This is a genomic window from Psychrobacillus sp. FSL K6-1464, assembly GCF_038003145.1.
Classification (GTDB): Bacteria; Bacillota; Bacilli; order Bacillales_A; family Planococcaceae; genus Psychrobacillus; species Psychrobacillus psychrotolerans.
Window position 1 is genome coordinate 1838515 of the sequence record NZ_JBBOOP010000001.1, and the last position, 17030, is coordinate 1855544.

The window sequence follows — 17030 nt, forward strand, 5'->3', positions numbered from 1 at the left end:
TAAATGATGTATTCTATAGAGTTATTGTAATTGAATAATATGGTCATTAACAAATGCTTTTATGAAAAATAATTCATTATTATTAGGGTCCCTTTTATTTTCTGCCTTAAAACACTCTAAAGCATCTTCTAGTGAGGACGATTTTACAACTTGACTTGATCTTGTTAACTCTCTCCAATATATATCCATTTCAGTAGAATCACAGATCGATTCATGACCAAGTAAAAACATTTCAGCATTATATTTTTGAATATCTTTAATCATTGGTAATAACAATGATTGCTTGAAATGAAATAAAGAATTTGTCGTTGTACCATATGCACAATCACCTAAAAAAACAACTTTTTCATCAGGGATGTAAATGACCGTAGAGTCCTCCGAATGAGTACTTTTAATTTTTTCAAGTATGCAAACTTTATTACCCAAATCAATAGTTAATGTTCTTTCAAAGATTACATCTGGAGATTTTAGCTTAAAACTATTCCTGTTTGGCATATCAGTTTGTATAATATTCATACACATAGCACTCATTTGATTAGTATTCACATAGCTCTTGAGAGAACGATCGTCATAGGAAAAACTTTGCCATTCTTTTATGATTTCGTTTGTTTGACTATTAACAATAACAGTTGCATCAAATTCATTCATTCCTAGAAAGTGATCCCAATGTGCATGGGTAATAGCAACATATTTAACTGGTGGTACATTTAGCTTCTCGATTTCTAGTAAAAAGTCTTTAGCATGCTGAGGTGAATTACCTGAATCGATGATTAAACTATAACTATCACCACATACCAATCCTAATGTTGGTCTTTCGTTATTATCTTGATTAGATAAATAATAAATAGTATTACTTAATTTATTTAACATGTTATGTCTCCTCTATTCTAGATATTAATTCCATGAAAGAGAAAATCTACACGTTTATACTAAGGTTAATAAAACATTTTAAGATTTTCTCATTTTATTTTTTTACCATTGGACCTGTACCTCCTTTTACACTACGGAAAATTATAACACAATAAAAACTGTTCTTTATGAAAATTCTGAAATTATTAGTGTGAATTGTTTTTTAGTTCTATGTTCGACCGTAATTTACAATAAAATTGACAATGTATTACTGGAAAGATTGTGGAATCAAAAGATGGAAATGTAGGAATTGTTACAGGTGTTAATAAGAAAACGATTAATATTACTTATACTAGTCACCGTTCTGTTCAAGGTCCCCCAGAGCTTTTCAAAACTACCGACATTCCATTTGAACAAGCTAGAAGTAAACGCAAAAAATCTAATATAGTAACCGACTTTTGGTATACGGTTTATAGAGGGTATTTCAAAAATAAAGGAGAAGTTCATGAGGTTGTCATCGGTAAAATTATAAGGGGTAATGTAATTTGACAAAAACAGCTTGATGATTAATAAATCACAAGCTGTTTTTTTATTTATGTGTATAAATTTGCAAAATATGTAGAGGGCAGGTCCCTAACTAATGCAAACACTTCTATTTTAATGAGTGGTCAACTAACCGTATCGAGCTTCTTTCAATTCTCTTAGCAATAATCCAAGCAATCAAAGCCCCACTTAGACTAGAGGCAAAAAATGCTGGAACAAAAAACAATGCGCCGAATTCTGTTCCCATAAAAACTTTTGCGTAGGGAACTGCAACTAAAGATGCTAACAATCCTGTGCCAACAATTTCACCAACTACCGCCATTCCTACTCTACCTGTGATTTTATACAGAACACCTGCAAGCAGGGCTCCAATGATTCCACCAGGAATAGCTAGAAGTGAACCTGTACCTGTGAAAATCCGTATGACTGCAGTCATCAGTGCAACACCAACGGCTCCTATAGGTCCCAAAAAAACTGCAGACAACACATTTATTACGTGTTGAATAGGATACGCTTTTGCTATGCCAGCAGGAAACCAAATAAATGCAGACCCTAATACTCCTATGGACACAAACATCGCCATTAGCACCAACTTTTGTGATTTCATCGTGCCCGCCTCTCTATTTTAAGCGGAGGTGAAAGTCTTGATATCACTTCTCTTCGATCACTCGTTTTACAAATACAAGAAATAACCGCTACGCCTGTCGCACCTGCTTCCCAGACAACATGAACATTTGACGGTTCAATTCCGCCTATACCTATAACTGGAATGTTAGGAAAGCACTCATGGAGTTCCCGAATAAGGGAAGTGGAAGCACCCACCTCATGTTCAGCATCTGGCTTTGTAAGAGTAGGGAACACCGATCCTACTCCTAAATAATCTGCACCTGAGCGAATAGCATCTTCCGCTTCGTGCATGGTATGTACTGAGCGACCAAGAACCATCCCTTTGCTTGTGATGACTTCTTTCACCCCTTCCTTCCAATCTCCTTGCCCGAGGTGGATTCCGTCAGCTTGGACGGATAGTGCAAGTTCAACATCATCATTCACAATAAATGGTACACCATAGATTTTACATAGTCTTTTACACGCTTGAGCAAATGCAACTAATTCGCTACCAACTAGTGCACCTTTCCCTTTTTCGCGTAATTGGAAGTGCGTGATTCCTGCCTGTAATGCGTCCTCTAGAACCGTCAACGGTTCCTCATCCTTCACATTAGCTGTCCCCATTATGAAATAAATCGATGGTTTCTTGAACACTAATAATCCTCTCCTTTATGCCTTTTTTTCTATAGGCTCCGTGGTTAGTAGGACCATGCCCTTGTCCGAATGAGATAACGTTTTCGATTGCAGATTGAATGTATCTTTTGGAGGTCATCAATGCTTCATCAATATTATTTCTCTTACCCAATTCAGCTGTGAGGACTGCACTGAAGGTACAGCCTGTTCCGTGCGTATTTTTTGTATCGATTCGCTTTGAACTGAAACGGATACATACGCCTTTTTCGTCAACATATACGTCTTCTGCATATTCGTCCTTTTTATGACCACCCTTGATAAGCACCGATTTGACACCCATCGATAAAATTCTTTCTGCAGCCTTTAAAATATCTATATCTTTTTCAATTTTTAATCCTGTTAGATGCTCAGCTTCTGGTATGTTTGGTGTGACGATACGTGCTAAAGGGAAGAGTTTCGTTTTCAAGGTATCAATCGCTTCCTCCTCTAACAAGATATGTCCACTTGTTGAAACCATCACGGGATCGACGACGATATTTTTCCACCTGTACTCTGATATTGCATTCGCGACAAGAACGATTGTATCTGTGTTAAAGAGCATCCCAGTTTTAACTGCTGAAATGAAGAAATCCTCTCCAACAGATTGGAGCTGTTGATGGACAGCTTTTGCTTCTACGGGATAGACACCTTGCACCCCGCAAGTGTTTTGAGCAGTGATTGCTGTAATAACACTCGTTCCAAATACATCTCGTTCTTGAAAAGATTTTATATCTGCTTGTATCCCGGCTCCTCCACCTGAGTCAGAACCTGCAATCGTTAAAACACATGGCATTGAATCAGACATCGTATCTCCATCCTCTTGCACTTAATCGATCAAGAAAAGCTTGTTGAAATGCCCCGGAATATTCTGTTTTCTCTGCAGCCTCTTCTCCTGACGCTCCATATTCGTACAAAGCACTACTCAAAAGTTCTACATGGTTTTTAGATGTCAAGGCAAGGTGAGCTCCTAAAATACTACTCAGTAAGCAGCCTGTTCCAGTTACTGTTGTCATTCGAACGTGCCCTGCTCTTACTGTCTTCAAACAACTTCCATCCGTCACAATGTCTTCTTCTCCTGTCACAACTACTATGCACTCTTTTTGTCTAGCTAAAGCCATAGCCTCTTCTTTTCGATCAAGTTGTCCGTTCCCTGAATCTACTCCCTTGGAAGCCCATTCTTTTTTCATAAGTGACGCCAGTTCACCAGTATTACATCGTATTAAATTTATTTTGACTTCATCTAGAAGTCTATCCACCGCTTGAAGACGATATCGAGTAGCTCCCACTCCGACGGGGTCAAGCACTACAGGGATTCCTATTTGATTTGCAACTCTTCCAGCCACTAGCATACTGCTGTACGTTCGTTCATTTATAGTGCCAATATTCAATGAGAGAACATTGGAGAGTGTGACTAGTTCTTCCACTTCTCTTTCTTCATCTCCCATAATCGGTGATGCTCCAATAGCAAGCAATCCATTGGCTTGAAAATTCGCCACGACTTTGTTTGTCATACAATGTACGATTGGTGATTGTTCACGTATAGATACATTCATCAACAACTTCCCCTTCCACATCCCAAGATTGTCTTTCTCAATCTTGATGCCGTAAATAGTGATTCCTGGTGGATCATGGACCAACTTAACTAATTCCTATTGGTAACCCCAAATGCTCACGGAGGGTATGCCCCTCATATTGCTTTCTGAAAATATCCCTTTTTTGCATTTCAGGAACAATGAGTTCAACAAAGTCCTCTAAACTACCAGGCAATGTAGGAGGCATAAGATTAAATCCGTCTGCTACACCCGCCTCAATCCAAACCACCATCTGATCCACAATTTTCTCAGGAGTACCAATCAGCGTGAAATGTCCGCCACCTGCATTAAGGTATCCTAAGAGTTCTTTTACTGTAGGTTGAGTATCTTTAATAATTTCTAATATTGTTTCGTATCGTCCAACCGGACCCATAAATTCTTCTGCCGGAGGTAATGGAGGTACTTTTAGTTCAATGTCCCATTTAGAACAATCTTGCTGGAGAAAGAAGCTCAACTGTTTTAAAGCCGTTTCTACAGGTAATTTCTCATCTAACGCTGATTTTTTGGTAAGCGCTTCTTCATGAGTACGCCCTACATAAGTGACTAAGCCTGGGAATACTTTAATATGTCGATTACAGTCTTCGTATTGCTTAACCTGTTCATCCAACTTCTTGCGGTACTTTTTCGCTTGGTTTAAGTTCCATGACACTGAATAGACGGCATCTGCATATTTCACAGCTAATGCAATCCCTTGTTTAGATGCCCCTGCTTGCATGGCTACTGGTTTGCCTTGAGGGCTTTTTGGCGTCGTGGATGGGCCCATCACTTTAAAATAGGTCCCATTGTGGTCAACAGGTTGTATATTAACAGGATTGATTAACTGTTTTTCTGCTCGATTATATAGAATCTCCTTGCTGTCCCATGATAGAAATAGTTTATTCATTAAAGCAGCAAATTCTTCGGCCTTTTCATACCGTTTATCATGAGAAGGCAGTTCCGGCATACTATGATTTAATGCTTCCTCGTCCCTCATTGAGGTAACGAGATTCCACCCGACACGTCCGTTTGTAATGTGATCTAGGCTTAACAGTTGTCGCGAAGCAGTGTAAGGATTCGAAAAGGTACTTGAGATTGTTGAAACTAATCCCACATAATTTGTCACTTGAGAAATAGCAGTTAAATTGACCACTGGATCTAACCAAAATGCTGGCATTTCATTTGGGTCGTTGGCAGGGAATGATTGATTGTCGGCAAAGAACACCGCATCAAAGCAACCCGTTTCAGCTAACTGTGCTAAGGATTGGTAATAAGAAATGTTCCCGATGCATTCAATGCTTGAATCAGGCATTAACCAAGCAGCCTGATGATGTCCACATCCATACAGCAATACGCCTAAGTGGATTTGTTTTCTTTGATTTCCTTTCATTAGCTACTCCTCTACCTATGTCATGAGTGACTGCTTAAATCGTCTATTTTTGTAAGACTATCTATTGTAAATTAAGTTACTAGTTCATTGTCAAACCGCCATCTACTGTTAAATTCTGACCTGTAATACCATCAGCATTTTCTGAAGATAAATAAGCGACCATATTGGCTACATCTTCGGGACTAGTTACTTTCTTCAAAGGCGTTGATTGAGCAATTAAATCGAATACTTCAGGAGTTGTAACAGAACTGGCATCAGTCGTTTTTAATAATCCACCTGAAACTACATTTGCTCTTATGCCGAATTGTCCCAGTTCAGCGGCGATATTTCGCGTAAAACCAATTAGTCCAGCCTTTGCTGTTGTATATTCATGATAAGGAACAACAGGGTTTTGATACAAATTGGTACCAATGCTTATAATACTTCCATTTCGTCGTTCAATAAATTGAGGTATAACGCTTTGGACTACATTAAATGCGGCTTTTAAAGTGCCGTCTAGTTGTTTTTGATAATCCTCCCAAGTAAGTTCTGTAAAGGATTTCTGTTTGTTTGGATCAAATTTGAAACCTACCAATGCATTGTTGACTACAACATCTAATTGACCAAAATATTCGGTTGCTTTCTTTACCAAGGCATCGACTTCTGCCCGATTTGTGACATCTGCACAAATTGCAATTGCATTATCTTTACCTAGTATAGAAACAAGCTTTTCAGCGGCATCTTTACTTTTATAGTAGTTAATAACCACTTTAAATCCTTGTTGTGCCAATTCTTTTACAATAGCTGATCCCAAACCTCTACTACTGCCCGTTACCAATACTGTTCTGTTCATCATAACCACTCCCATGCTGTTAGTTTTGCTGAAACTTAAATGATAAAGTGATAGATATAATAAAAAAACGCAACCTTCCTTTAGGAAAGTTGCGCAAATACAAATAATTGCATAGTAAAAATTAGGCATCATCAGCCTGCTATTATGTATTAGAATCTACACTTTCCTCCGCTAGTATTAACTAGTTCAGGTTCAAAGGGTTTGAGTAAATACTCATCTCAGTTAAATAACACCCCTAGTGATTATATTTAAGTTACTCTCAATGTATAGTTTTTAGAATTTTATGTCAAGTCTTGTTTGTTAGGTGTTAAGGCATCGCTAAAATAATCAAGCCATTTTTCTCACAATAACTGGGCTTGAATCTGTATAGCATATATAAAATTACTTATGAAGCTTTCTCTATTTTATGTATTTAAGTACCTTTGGAACATGATTTGAATATAATAATGAGGTGAAACTATGTGTATTTCAACTAATATAATCGAACAACAAGCTTTTTTGATCAGCGATAAGATAATTAATAACTCTATATATAAACCAGTAAGTTTGGATTTTATTGATGAGAAAAATGTTGGGATATCAGATTTTACAATGAAAAGTTTCAGAGAAGAGATACCACTAATTACAAGGGTAAATTTAGAAAACAGTGAAGGATTACTAATTAGTGTAGAACCAAATGAAAATGGTTTAAGGTGCGCTATGGGGGAAATTTCTTATAAAGCTTATAAAAAACTGCAAAATCAAGAAAGTAGACAGTTTATTTCGTATTTCTTCGCTATATCGAGCATTTTTCTATTGATATCCTGGGCCTCTATTAGGTGGTTTTTTATATAATTCTAATGGAGAAAAAGACTAATAATAAATGGATAACTTAAAATGAATTGTAGAGAGGATCTCGACTAGTCAAAAAGAAAAAATAAATTATTAAATGTAAATTTTATTGAAATTGGAACTCATTTTATTTTCAAACGTATTTAAGTAAATAGCCATTTTGTAAAAGAAGTGTTAAAGATGGCAATACAAAGTAGGTGAATATTTGATTACAATAAAGAATTTACAGCAGGTAATTACTTATATTCAGTATAAATTTAAATGAACGGAGGTGTGGAAAATGGTGAAGAAGATTGCGATGGGATTCTTGTTCATGCTACTCGCTGGTTGTGCTGTAATTGGTGTTAGCACGTTGCACTTTGAAGGAGAAAGTGACCATTGGTTAGTAAAATATAAAGCAGTGGATGATGGGAAATCACAAACAGCCAGCTACATTATTGACTATATCGGTGAAGGGGATCCTCCGGAAACATTTGATTACATAGTTTCCACTAGCATAGCTAAGAGCGAGCAAAAAGTTACGGATGCGAGTTTTAAAGGAAAGGGCAGGCTCGAAGAAGGGAACATTCAACATGAAGTAAGGGTAGCGGAAGATGAAGTTATTGTGGCGGAATTTTCTTGGGATGGTAAAACGGAAAAAGTCGTATTAGAACTTAAATAAACGGATTACTCAATATACGGTTGCTTTACTTCAACAAGGAGTAAAGCTTTTTTCTTATTGAGCTAAAGCACCCGTTAGTTTAAGTGAAACTCTTCACATTGTTATAATTCAACGGTCTCCTTGTTCTTGAAATTTCTTAAGCCCACGAACATTGCAACAGCTATACTAATTAGTCCACTTACTAAAGCAATCCAGAATAAAATCCTTCCGCCAATGGTTGGTGAATTAAAAATAAAACCACTAAGTAATAACATAATACAACTTAATAATCCCCAAAATCCTGTAGTCCATTTAGACTTACTTTTTATAAGAAGATAACCAACTACACTCAAAATATAGAATGCACTAACTATCATAATAGCGGGAAATAGTGGGTGAAATTTAGCTGCATAAACAAAATAATCAAGTTGATTAATATCACGACCATTCGTAATCTCAATGTTAAATAATTTAGTAAATGGTGTTGAATACCCCCATTCCAAAGAATTATTGGTTATTGTACTTCCTTCATACCAAGCTATAAATGTTGATACCACTAAAGTAAAGATTCCAACGATAAATTGCAACACATACTTAAACATTTTTCGTCCTCCTAGTAACCTCCATTTATTACCAAGACGCCTTACATTACTTTCTGCATTAGTTGCATAACAAATCAGACTGTTTCTCGTTAGTTTTATTTTGCTAAAGCACCTCGTTAGTTGAAGAAGGATTTTTAGATATATTTGAATCAATTGTTTTCTAGGTTGATTTAACTGTTCATGAGGAATGAAGTACATCTTTCTTTTTCATATTAATTTGGGTCTTTTCCGATGTTTTGTGGCTTGTTCAAAGGCATAAGCAAGTTTGATTAATATACCTTCACTAAAAGCAGTACCAGCAAAAGTTATACCAAAAGGTCTTCCACTTTCCTTGTATCCAGCAGGTAGAGCAATAGATGGATATCCAGCTTTAGCAAAGATTGTCGACCCTATATATGAAGGGAAAAGAATTGCATCAAGGTCATACTTTTTCAAAGCAAAATCAATCCCAGACTGAGAAAAATATAAATCATCAAGTTTTGCATTCAAATATTCAGGATTTCTTAACGTATTAGGTAATCCCACAATTTCCTCCAACTTATTCTGTCCGTATTTCAATGCCCTATCTGCATTACTCTTGTTAAACTGAATCAGATCGGTTATAGAATGTACAGGTAAATGCGAAGGGAGTTTGGAAAGATAATTTTCTAGGCTATGTTTCAACTCTGATACTAGTACCACCCTTTTCCACTCTCTATGAAAAGAAGGAATCTCGATATCTTCAGTGACCATAGCACCTTCTTGATTTAAGGTCTGTATGGCACCCTCAAATAATCCCGCATCATATTCTTCAGATCCATAAAACGCTTTAGAAGCACCTTTGAATACACCAATTTTCGCTCCCCTTAAGCCCGTAGAATCCAAAAAAGTTGAATAATCCCGTTGAAGCCTTCCTATGTTTTTATGGGTAGCGGCATCAAGATTATCAACACCAACTAAAGCTCCCAATAAAATAGAAGCGTCCATAACGGTTCTTGCCATTGGACCAGCCGTATCTTGAGAATATGTGAAAGGAATTATACCTGTTCGGCTTATCAATCCAACCGTAGGTTTTATACCTACCACAGCATTTGTAACCGCTGGACTTAGAATAGAAGCATCTGTTTCAGTGCCAACAGCTAATACTGTAAAATTTGCAGCAACTGCCACAGCTGAACCTGAACTGGATCCACCAACAAAAAGATTAGCATCGCCATATGGATTTAATACTTGCCCACCTCTGGAACTATAGCCTGCCCACATTGTATTTGACATCCCATTAGCTAGTTCTGTCATATTAGCCTTTCCTAAGAGTACTGCACCTGAGTTACGGAGCTTTTCAACAATGAATGCATCATGACTACTAATATGATTCTCTAATGCAAGTGTTCCTGCACTGGTATGCATTGAATCATTTGTTTCAATACTGTCTTTCAGAACAACGGGAATACCGTGCAATGGACCTCTAACACCAGTTGTTTTTCTTTCATAATCTAATGCTTCCGCAATGAAGATTGCGTCAGGATTTATTTCAAGAATAGAATTTATTTTAGGTCCATCTTGGTCATACTTTGCAATTCTGTAAAGATAATACATAACTAACTCTTTAGAAGTTATCTCTTCATTTTCCATAGCTACTTGAATTTCATTAATTGTTAATTCTTCTCTAAAAAAGTTATTAAACCTTATTTCCAATTTAATGCCCCTTTATTGCTCCATTTTTTATTCATAAGTAATTATTCTATATTAATTCAAATATCCCTTTTTTAACTAAACATCCTCTTCTGGTGATATAGAAAAAAGAGCTGCCTAGGCAGCTCAATGATCTTCAACTAAAGCACCCGTTAATGCAATAAGGAAATTGCTACTAGTAGCTGATGTAGTGAAATTTTATTTATATTTGTTTAATTTAATCTTCAAGTAAACAAATATTTAAACGCTGCTTGATTTATATGCTTCAACATATTCCTCTAAATCCAATACTTCAATAACCTTAGACCAATGTAAAGCTGTCCCTACGAAATCCCTTATATCCTATCCTTTCATTTCATATGTAGCTTCGTCATTAACAGTACCTGTAGCATCTTCAATAAAAGTGACCTGATAGCCCCTGTCATAGGCTGCTATTGCAGTAAACTGGCAACAAAACTCAGTGTTAAATCCTGTTATAAAAAGATGTTCTACACCCAGTTGCTCTAACTTTTCACTAAGTTCTGTATGAAAGAAAGCACTAGGTGTCTTCTTTTCAATTACAATGTCTGCATATTCCTTTAGAGAATGATGAAGTTCTGAGCTTGGTAATTTTTTATTGAAAGGGCTTTTTTCATCATCATCTAAATTTCTTATAAATATTACAGGTTCTTCATTTACTTTAAAGTCTTGAATAATACTTTCAATACTGTTCAGTTCTTGCTGAAAATCTTTAAATTCCACAATTACATTTTGTACATCAATTACTAATAGTGCTTTCATACTGCGGCGTTAGTTCTATAAGAAAGACTTATCAAAATAGAAATTGAACATAAAAGTCTCCTTCACTCAAACATACACTTCACTGTTTTAAGTGACGATGATTGGATATTGAGTTTTAACAATGTCTCTTTCTTTCAATTTCAGCATTTGAATTATGAAAATGATAAACCTATTTACAATCGTGAAATAGATGACTGGTTGTATGAAGAGTTTCTATCAATTAACGAATCAACATTATCATTTGAAGTCGTTTTGTCCTCAGGAGGAAATATACTTTTACACTTTCCAGAGAAGTCGGTATCGATGAAAAAGTTAAAAAAAGCCTCTCAAATATCAAGAGGCTATCTATTTTAGTTAAGATTATTCAATGCTGTTACAATTGAATGTTCCCCGTTTACTACATTAAAGGAACGATGATATGTTTGTTTATTCTCTAAGGCTGCAATAAGTGTATGTGCTACGTCTTCCCGAGTAATGGTGCTCGGCTTGGCTTCCGCCCCTACCGTAATTTTGCAAATTGCAGGTTCATTCACAAGTCCACCTGGTCGAACTATCGTGTAATTTAAACCGCTCGCTTCGAGCATTCGGTCAGCATAGTGTTTCGCTACATAATAAGGACGCATTCCTTCGTTCCAATTTTGACGTTTATCAGCATCATATGCACTTACCATAATATAACGCTCCACTCCTGCTTGTTTAGCAGCCTCCATCGTTTTTACTGCACCATCTAAATCGATTAATAATGTTTTATCTGGTCCTGTATGTCCACCCGAACCTGCAGTAAAGATGATGGCATCTGCTCCAGTAATTACTTTTTCAAGATCTTCCACAGAGCCTTCTAAGTCCGCTACTATTGCTTGGATATTGCGATCCATAAGCTTTTCCGCTTGCTCTTTTTTTCGGACCACTGCGGTCACCGTATGAGTGTTACTTTGATGCAATTCATTTACTACATGTTGCCCAATTTGTCCGTTTGCTCCAATAACTATTACGTTCATTAGAAACGTCTCCCTTCTATATTGTTCTCCCTCTATCCTTTCACAAGTTAAAAGTCATTACAATTAATCAGCTTTTTCCCAAACAAGAAATAAACCAGCCAAGAGTTATTACTCTAGCTGGTTTATGTTGGGTAAGAATCAGGCGATATCCTCCACTACATTATTTTGTAGTAGATACATCTTATGATACAAACCTTTTTGGTTTAGGAGCTCCTGATGAGTCCCTCGTTCAACTATTTCCCCATGATGCAGTACAAGAATTAGTTCTGCATCCTGTATAGTACTTAAACGATGGGCAATCGCAATAGTCGTCCGTCCTTTTCTCATTTTTTCTAAACTACTTTGAATTGCAACTTCCGTTTCTGTATCAATGTTCGCAGTTGCTTCATCTAGCACTAAAATCTTAGGATTAGTAGCTATCGTACGAGCAAATGCTACGAGTTGTCTTTGTCCGCTTGAAAAAGTAGAGCCTCGTTCCGTTACTTTTTGTTTATAAGCATTCGGTAGTTTCTCTATAAAATTATTTGCCTGTACAAACTCCGCCGCTTCTTGTACTGCCGAATCCGTCATATCGGATGCATGAAGGCGAATATTACTTTCGATATCCCCATAAAACAGGAATGGATCCTGCAGAACGAGCCCAACCTTATCACGCATCTCTGCTGATTTGAAGTCTTTCACAGATTGTCCATCTATTTTAATATCACCCTGCTCGAATTCATAAAAACGCATCAGCAAGTTAATAATCGAACTTTTCCCACTACCGGTATGTCCGACTAAAGCAACAGTTTGACCAGGTTCAGCCGTAAACGAAATATCCTTTAGCACATCTGTTTTTCCATCATAGGAAAAAGTAATATTTTGGAATTCAATTTTCCCTTGTTCGATTTTCGCCGTTTCTACGTTTTGTTGTTTAGGTGCTAAGTCTGTCTCATCCAATAACTTGAAAACCCTGGATGCTGCGACAATTGCCTGTTGAAAAATAGAAAGCCGCTGCATTACTTGATTGATTGGCTCGAAGAACCGATCGATATAGGTAACAAAAGCATATATAACACCGACTTCTACGATATTACTCATAGAGGTAATCCCGAAGTAGCTAAGTACCATAATAATCGCTAAGGCATAGACCAAATCAATGGCTGGACGAAGTAATAAGCTATCCAGTTTAATATTTCGTCTACCAGCTTTCCAGTGTGAATCATTGATTTCGTTAAATTCATCCTGTAGACGATCTTCCTGTCTAAATGCTTGAATCATCGTCATTCCTTGTAAGGACTCAGCTAGCTTGGCATTTAACTGGCTTAATCGTTCTCTAAGATCTTGATAAACTACCGAACTATATTTTCGATAAGTTAGGATAATTATAGCTAATATTGGCAATAGAATCGTCGTAACTAGTGCTAGTTTCACATTTAATATAAACATGGCGATATATACACCAATTACTAAAAAACCACTTTGTACAAATCCAACCAACACACTAACGAACATATCCTTAATAGCTTCAGTATCATTAGTAACGCGGGATACAATACTACCCGCTGGTGTTTTGTCAAAATAGCGCATTCCTAATTTGTGAACTTTTGAAAATACATCAATTCGCATCTGCTGAATAATTTTCAGCGCTAGCTTTTGGAAAGTTAGTAGCTGAAAATAGCTGACAATTACGTTCCCAACTTGTATAAAAATATATCCAAGTGCAAGGCCTACGAGGGGTCCAGTTGGGAAATATCTAGGGGTTAAAAAGTCATCCATATACGTCTTGATCAAATAAGGCCCAAGAATATCACCTGTCACGGTTAGTATTAGTAATAGTAATGCGATGGCTATTACTTTTTTATGTGGTTTCAAGTAGCCCAGCAAACGTTTGAAAACCACCCACTGGTCTTTACCTGTTAGCTGTGGTTGTTTGTCATTCATTATGCTTCACCCCCCTGTTCCACTAATGACTCTAACTGCTGTAGTTGGTACATTTCATAATAGATTCCTTGCAGTTCCATTAACTCTTCATGCGATCCTTTTTCTACAATTGTCCCATCATTCATCACAATGATCTGATGTGCGTGTTGAATTGCACTCAGTCGATGAGAAGTAATAATAGTAGTTTCATCGCTGCGTTTAGCTTTTAATGCTTCTAGAATCGCTTCCTCGGTTTTAGCATCGACTGCCGATAAAGAGTCATCTAAAATGAGTAACTCAGGTTCCATCATCAGTGCGCGCGCAATAGATATACGTTGTTTTTGCCCGCCAGATAATGATACTCCGCGTTCACCAACAATTGTATTATAGCCATTTGTAAAATGTAAAATATCCTCATGAATATAAGCTAATCTTGCAGCTTCCTGCACTTCTTCTATCGTGGCATTTGCATTGGCAAAAGCTATATTACCAGCAACTGTAGTAGAGAATAAGAAATGATCCTGTGGTACATAACCAATCGCTTCACGTAAACTGCGTTTTTTGTATGTATCAATTGAAAAGTCACCATACAAAATATTCCCTGTATATCCTTCAAATTCTCGCATTAATAGCTTTAATATAGCTGTTTTCCCCGATCCCGTTTTACCGACAATACCGAGTGTCTCGCCTCGTTTAAGTGTAAAGTCTACATTATGTAATGCGCTGCGATTGTCACCTGGAAATTTGAAGTCCTCAATATGGAAATGTATATCTCCTTCGGGCTTTACATTCACTGCATCTGGAATATCATCTATTTCAATCTTTTCGTCCATTAGATTTTTAATACGGTCATAAGATGCGCGTCCTCGCTCCACAATATTGAACAGCCAACCGAACGCAAGCATTGGCCAAACGAGCAAACCAAGATAAGAAGTAAAAGCAAATAAATCCCCAATCGACATTTCATCGGCAAGTATGTATCTAGTACCAAATACTATAGATAAGAAGAAACACATCCCTACGACTAAAGAAATCGTCGGATCAAATAATGCGTCTACTTTTGCGACCCGTATATTTTTTTCTACTACTTCTTCTGATAATCGAACAAAATCCTTCGTATCTTCTTTCTCCTGCCCAAATGTTTTAATAACTTTTACACCAGAAATACTTTCCTGTGATTTGTCATTTAAGTTGGAAAAAGCTTCTTGTGCGTATCGAAACCGTTGATGTAATAGTTTACCATAATAGCTTGTTAGAATAGCCATTAGAGGTAGTGGTAACAATGCTATCAATGTTAGCTTCCAGTTTATCGTAATCGCCATTGCTGCTATTACGAACCCCCCTGTTGCTAGTGAATCTACAAGTGTCAGCACGCCTGCTCCAGCTGTCTGTTGAACTGCTGATAAGTCATTTGTAGCATGGGCCATTAAATCTCCAACACGCTTTTTCTGATAAAAGGATGGAGACATTTTCGTAAAATGACGAAACAAATTTTCTCTTAGCTGTCTTGCTAAATATATGGACGAACCGAAAATCATAATTCGCCAATAATATCGCAAAACATACATCCCAATCGACGCGAGTGCTAAAACAACTAACCATTTCACCAAAAACTCCGTAGTTAGAGTTTTTTGACTGATTTCATCTACTACATACCCTATTATTTTCGGTGGCAGCAGCTGTAGAAATGCTACGAATAGTAACATTAGAATCCCAATCAAATACTGCTTTTTTCTCTGTTTAAAAAACCATCCTAAATCTAAGAATACTTTCACTTTTCTTCCCCCACTATATGTATTAAGACTTTACCATTTTAGCAAATATTTGAACATTCCGATAGATGAAATAAAGAAATAATTCGGTTTCTGAAATATTCTTATTAGGTAACAAAAATTGAACGTTAACAATTTATTCACTTTTCGAAATTTATCGCAAAATATTTAATGTTTTCGCTTAAAAACCGTATATAATAGATAAATATATTGAATTCACTAGAATAGGAGAGTTTATATTGAGCCAATCAAACCAACGTGCGTATAATTTCAATGCAGGGCCATCTGCACTTCCAGTAGAAGTGTTAGAAAAGGCACAACAAGAATTAGTCAATTTCCATGGGACAGGTATGTCTATTATGGAAATGAGTCACCGTAGTTCCACGTTTGAAGAAGTACATAATGAAGCTATTTCTCGTTTACGTAAACTTTTTGCTATTCCTGACGATTATGAAGTTCTATTCCTACAAGGTGGAGCAAGCCTTCAATTCACTATGGTTCCGATGAACTTCCTACAGCTTGGAAAAAAGGCAAGCTATGTGATGACAGGAGTTTGGTCTGAAAAAGCTTATAAAGAAGCTACACTTTTTGGTGAACCTGTTCAAACTGCTAGTACTAAAGAAAATAAATATCGGAATATCCCTTCTTTAGAAGAAATCGATTTCGGGTCAGATGACGCATATGTTCATCTAACATCCAATAATACAATCTATGGAACACAATGGTCGGAATTCCCTGACACAGGCGAGGTTCCATTAATCGCAGATATGTCTAGTGATATCATGTCAAAACCTATAGACATTAGTAGATTTGATCTGATTTATGCAGGAGCACAAAAGAACTTAGGCCCCTCTGGAGTAACTGTTGTTATTGCGCGGAGGGATTTTCTTGCAAAAGCCAATAAAGAAATACCAACAATTCTAAAGTACAGCACACATGTAGAAAGTAATTCCTTATATAACACACCACCAACTTTCGGCATCTATATGCTTGGCGAAGTGTTAAAATGGATAGAAAAACAAGGCGGATTAGCTGCTATTGCTAAACAAAATGAGGAAAAAGCTAAACTGATTTATGATGTAATTGATAACAGTAATGGCTTCTATACAGGACATGCTTCAAAAGAAAGCCGTTCTCTCATGAACATTACATTCCGCGTAGCAGACGAGGAATTAGAAAAACAATTTTTAACTGAAGCAAAAGATGCAGGATTTGTCGGCTTAAATGGTCATCGTTCTGTAGGTGGTTGCCGTGCTTCCACTTATAACTCGGTTCCACTAGAAACATGTAAAGCTTTACGGGATTTCATGATTGCATTTCAAAATAAACATAAATAACTTTTTAAAACCCAAGGTGAATTTACCTTGGGTTTTA

General features: G+C 36.7%; 18 protein-coding genes and 1 riboswitch. Of the genes, 5 read left to right on the top strand and 13 right to left on the bottom strand.

The window, feature by feature from the left end; translation table 11 throughout:
• Window positions 1–21: 21 nt before the first annotated feature.
• Window positions 22–870, bottom strand: coding sequence for an MBL fold metallo-hydrolase (locus MKX39_RS09035; protein ID WP_340769237.1), 849 nt, complete (start codon window positions 868–870; stop codon window positions 22–24).
• A 261-nt stretch (window positions 871–1131) separates the two neighbouring features.
• Between MKX39_RS09035 and MKX39_RS09040 the strand changes: the two genes are divergently transcribed.
• Window positions 1132–1398, top strand: a complete 267-nt coding sequence (locus tag MKX39_RS09040; protein WP_340769239.1) for a hypothetical protein — start codon at window positions 1132–1134, stop codon at window positions 1396–1398.
• Window positions 1399–1501: 103 nt separating this feature from the next.
• Here MKX39_RS09040 and thiW read toward each other — a convergent pair whose 3' ends face one another.
• From thiW to MKX39_RS09070, 6 genes are all read right to left on the bottom strand, one after another.
• Window positions 1502–1999: an energy coupling factor transporter S component ThiW gene (gene thiW / locus MKX39_RS09045; RefSeq protein ID WP_340769240.1), complete on the bottom strand. Its 498-nt coding sequence runs from the start codon at window positions 1997–1999 to the stop codon at window positions 1502–1504.
• Entirely contained in the window at window positions 1996–2652 is a 657-nt protein-coding gene (gene thiE, locus MKX39_RS09050; protein WP_340769243.1) for a thiamine phosphate synthase, read from the bottom strand. The genes thiW and thiE overlap by 4 nt, the downstream gene beginning before the upstream one ends.
• On the bottom strand, window positions 2609–3475 hold the full coding sequence (gene thiD / locus MKX39_RS09055) for a bifunctional hydroxymethylpyrimidine kinase/phosphomethylpyrimidine kinase (RefSeq protein ID WP_340769246.1): 867 nt from the start codon (window positions 3473–3475) through the stop codon (window positions 2609–2611). Before thiD ends, thiE begins: the two co-directional genes overlap by 44 nt.
• The gene (thiM, locus tag MKX39_RS09060) at window positions 3468–4223 is read right to left on the bottom strand and encodes a hydroxyethylthiazole kinase (protein WP_340769247.1); all 756 of its coding nucleotides are present in this window, start codon (window positions 4221–4223) and stop codon (window positions 3468–3470) included. Before thiM ends, thiD begins: the two co-directional genes overlap by 8 nt.
• 85 nt (window positions 4224–4308) lie before the next feature.
• Window positions 4309–5628, bottom strand: a complete 1320-nt coding sequence (locus MKX39_RS09065) for an NtaA/DmoA family FMN-dependent monooxygenase (RefSeq protein ID WP_340769249.1) — start codon at window positions 5626–5628, stop codon at window positions 4309–4311.
• Between the two features lie 79 nt (window positions 5629–5707).
• Window positions 5708–6460 (bottom strand): 3-oxoacyl-ACP reductase, encoded by a 753-nt coding sequence (locus MKX39_RS09070; RefSeq protein ID WP_340771387.1) that lies wholly within the window; start codon window positions 6458–6460, stop codon window positions 5708–5710.
• 146 nt (window positions 6461–6606) lie between these two features.
• Window positions 6607–6707, bottom strand: a riboswitch (TPP riboswitch).
• 212 nt (window positions 6708–6919) lie between these two features.
• On the opposite strand from MKX39_RS09070, the gene MKX39_RS09075 reads away from it, so the two are divergent.
• Both MKX39_RS09075 and MKX39_RS09080 read left to right on the top strand, forming a co-directional pair.
• The gene (locus MKX39_RS09075) at window positions 6920–7294 is read left to right on the top strand and encodes a hypothetical protein (protein WP_340769251.1); all 375 of its coding nucleotides are present in this window, start codon (window positions 6920–6922) and stop codon (window positions 7292–7294) included.
• 277 nt (window positions 7295–7571) lie between these two features.
• Window positions 7572–7952 (top strand): hypothetical protein, encoded by a 381-nt coding sequence (locus MKX39_RS09080; RefSeq protein ID WP_340769252.1) that lies wholly within the window; start codon window positions 7572–7574, stop codon window positions 7950–7952.
• Between the two features lie 101 nt (window positions 7953–8053).
• On the opposite strand, the gene MKX39_RS09085 is transcribed toward MKX39_RS09080, so the two are convergent.
• The 3 genes from MKX39_RS09085 to MKX39_RS09095 form a co-directional block, all read right to left on the bottom strand.
• A complete protein-coding gene (locus MKX39_RS09085) occupies window positions 8054–8533 on the bottom strand; it encodes a YjdJ family protein (protein ID WP_340769254.1) in 480 nt (159 codons plus the stop codon).
• Window positions 8534–8740: 207 nt separating this feature from the next.
• Window positions 8741–10207, bottom strand: coding sequence for an amidase family protein (locus MKX39_RS09090; protein WP_340769256.1), 1467 nt, complete (start codon window positions 10205–10207; stop codon window positions 8741–8743).
• Window positions 10208–10546: 339 nt separating this feature from the next.
• Window positions 10547–10984: a cysteine hydrolase family protein gene (locus MKX39_RS09095; RefSeq protein ID WP_419958457.1), complete on the bottom strand. Its 438-nt coding sequence runs from the start codon at window positions 10982–10984 to the stop codon at window positions 10547–10549.
• Between the two features lie 108 nt (window positions 10985–11092).
• Here MKX39_RS09095 and MKX39_RS09100 point away from each other — a divergent pair, with 108 nt between their 5' ends.
• The gene (locus MKX39_RS09100; RefSeq protein ID WP_340769257.1) at window positions 11093–11338 is read left to right on the top strand and encodes a hypothetical protein; all 246 of its coding nucleotides are present in this window, start codon (window positions 11093–11095) and stop codon (window positions 11336–11338) included.
• Here the strand turns inward: MKX39_RS09100 and MKX39_RS09105 are convergent.
• The 3 genes from MKX39_RS09105 to MKX39_RS09115 all read right to left on the bottom strand — a co-directional run bounded on the left by MKX39_RS09105 (window position 11335) and on the right by MKX39_RS09115 (window position 15659).
• On the bottom strand, window positions 11335–11982 hold the full coding sequence (locus tag MKX39_RS09105; protein WP_340762314.1) for an SDR family oxidoreductase: 648 nt from the start codon (window positions 11980–11982) through the stop codon (window positions 11335–11337). The two genes, MKX39_RS09100 and MKX39_RS09105, sit on opposite strands and share 4 nt — an antisense overlap.
• 138 nt (window positions 11983–12120) lie before the next feature.
• Window positions 12121–13905, bottom strand: a complete 1785-nt coding sequence (locus tag MKX39_RS09110) for an ABC transporter ATP-binding protein (RefSeq protein ID WP_340769258.1) — start codon at window positions 13903–13905, stop codon at window positions 12121–12123.
• Complete coding sequence (locus MKX39_RS09115) at window positions 13905–15659, bottom strand: ABC transporter ATP-binding protein (protein WP_340769260.1); 1755 nt, start codon at window positions 15657–15659, stop codon at window positions 13905–13907. The genes MKX39_RS09110 and MKX39_RS09115 overlap by 1 nt, the downstream gene beginning before the upstream one ends.
• Before the next feature lie 236 nt (window positions 15660–15895).
• Between MKX39_RS09115 and serC the strand changes: the two genes are divergently transcribed.
• Complete coding sequence (gene serC, locus MKX39_RS09120) at window positions 15896–16993, top strand: 3-phosphoserine/phosphohydroxythreonine transaminase (protein WP_340769263.1); 1098 nt, start codon at window positions 15896–15898, stop codon at window positions 16991–16993.
• Window positions 16994–17030: the final 37 nt, after the last annotated feature.

Coding starts and splice junctions, on each gene's coding strand:
- MKX39_RS09035 (WP_340769237.1), bottom strand. CDS start 870: ATGTTAAATAAATTAAGTAATACTATTTATTATTTATCTAATCAAGAT.
- thiW (WP_340769240.1), bottom strand. CDS start 1,999: ATGAAATCACAAAAGTTGGTGCTAATGGCGATGTTTGTGTCCATAGGA.
- thiD (WP_340769246.1), bottom strand. CDS start 3,475: ATGTCTGATTCAATGCCATGTGTTTTAACGATTGCAGGTTCTGACTCA.
- thiM (WP_340769247.1), bottom strand. CDS start 4,223: ATGAATGTATCTATACGTGAACAATCACCAATCGTACATTGTATGACA.
- MKX39_RS09065 (WP_340769249.1), bottom strand. CDS start 5,628: ATGAAAGGAAATCAAAGAAAACAAATCCACTTAGGCGTATTGCTGTAT.
- MKX39_RS09070 (WP_340771387.1), bottom strand. CDS start 6,460: ATGAACAGAACAGTATTGGTAACGGGCAGTAGTAGAGGTTTGGGATCA.
- MKX39_RS09075 (WP_340769251.1), top strand. CDS start 6,920: ATGTGTATTTCAACTAATATAATCGAACAACAAGCTTTTTTGATCAGC.
- MKX39_RS09080 (WP_340769252.1), top strand. CDS start 7,572: ATGGTGAAGAAGATTGCGATGGGATTCTTGTTCATGCTACTCGCTGGT.
- MKX39_RS09085 (WP_340769254.1), bottom strand. CDS start 8,533: ATGTTTAAGTATGTGTTGCAATTTATCGTTGGAATCTTTACTTTAGTG.
- MKX39_RS09095 (WP_419958457.1), bottom strand. CDS start 10,984: ATGAAAGCACTATTAGTAATTGATGTACAAAATGTAATTGTGGAATTT.
- MKX39_RS09105 (WP_340762314.1), bottom strand. CDS start 11,982: ATGAACGTAATAGTTATTGGAGCAAACGGACAAATTGGGCAACATGTA.
- MKX39_RS09110 (WP_340769258.1), bottom strand. CDS start 13,905: ATGAATGACAAACAACCACAGCTAACAGGTAAAGACCAGTGGGTGGTT.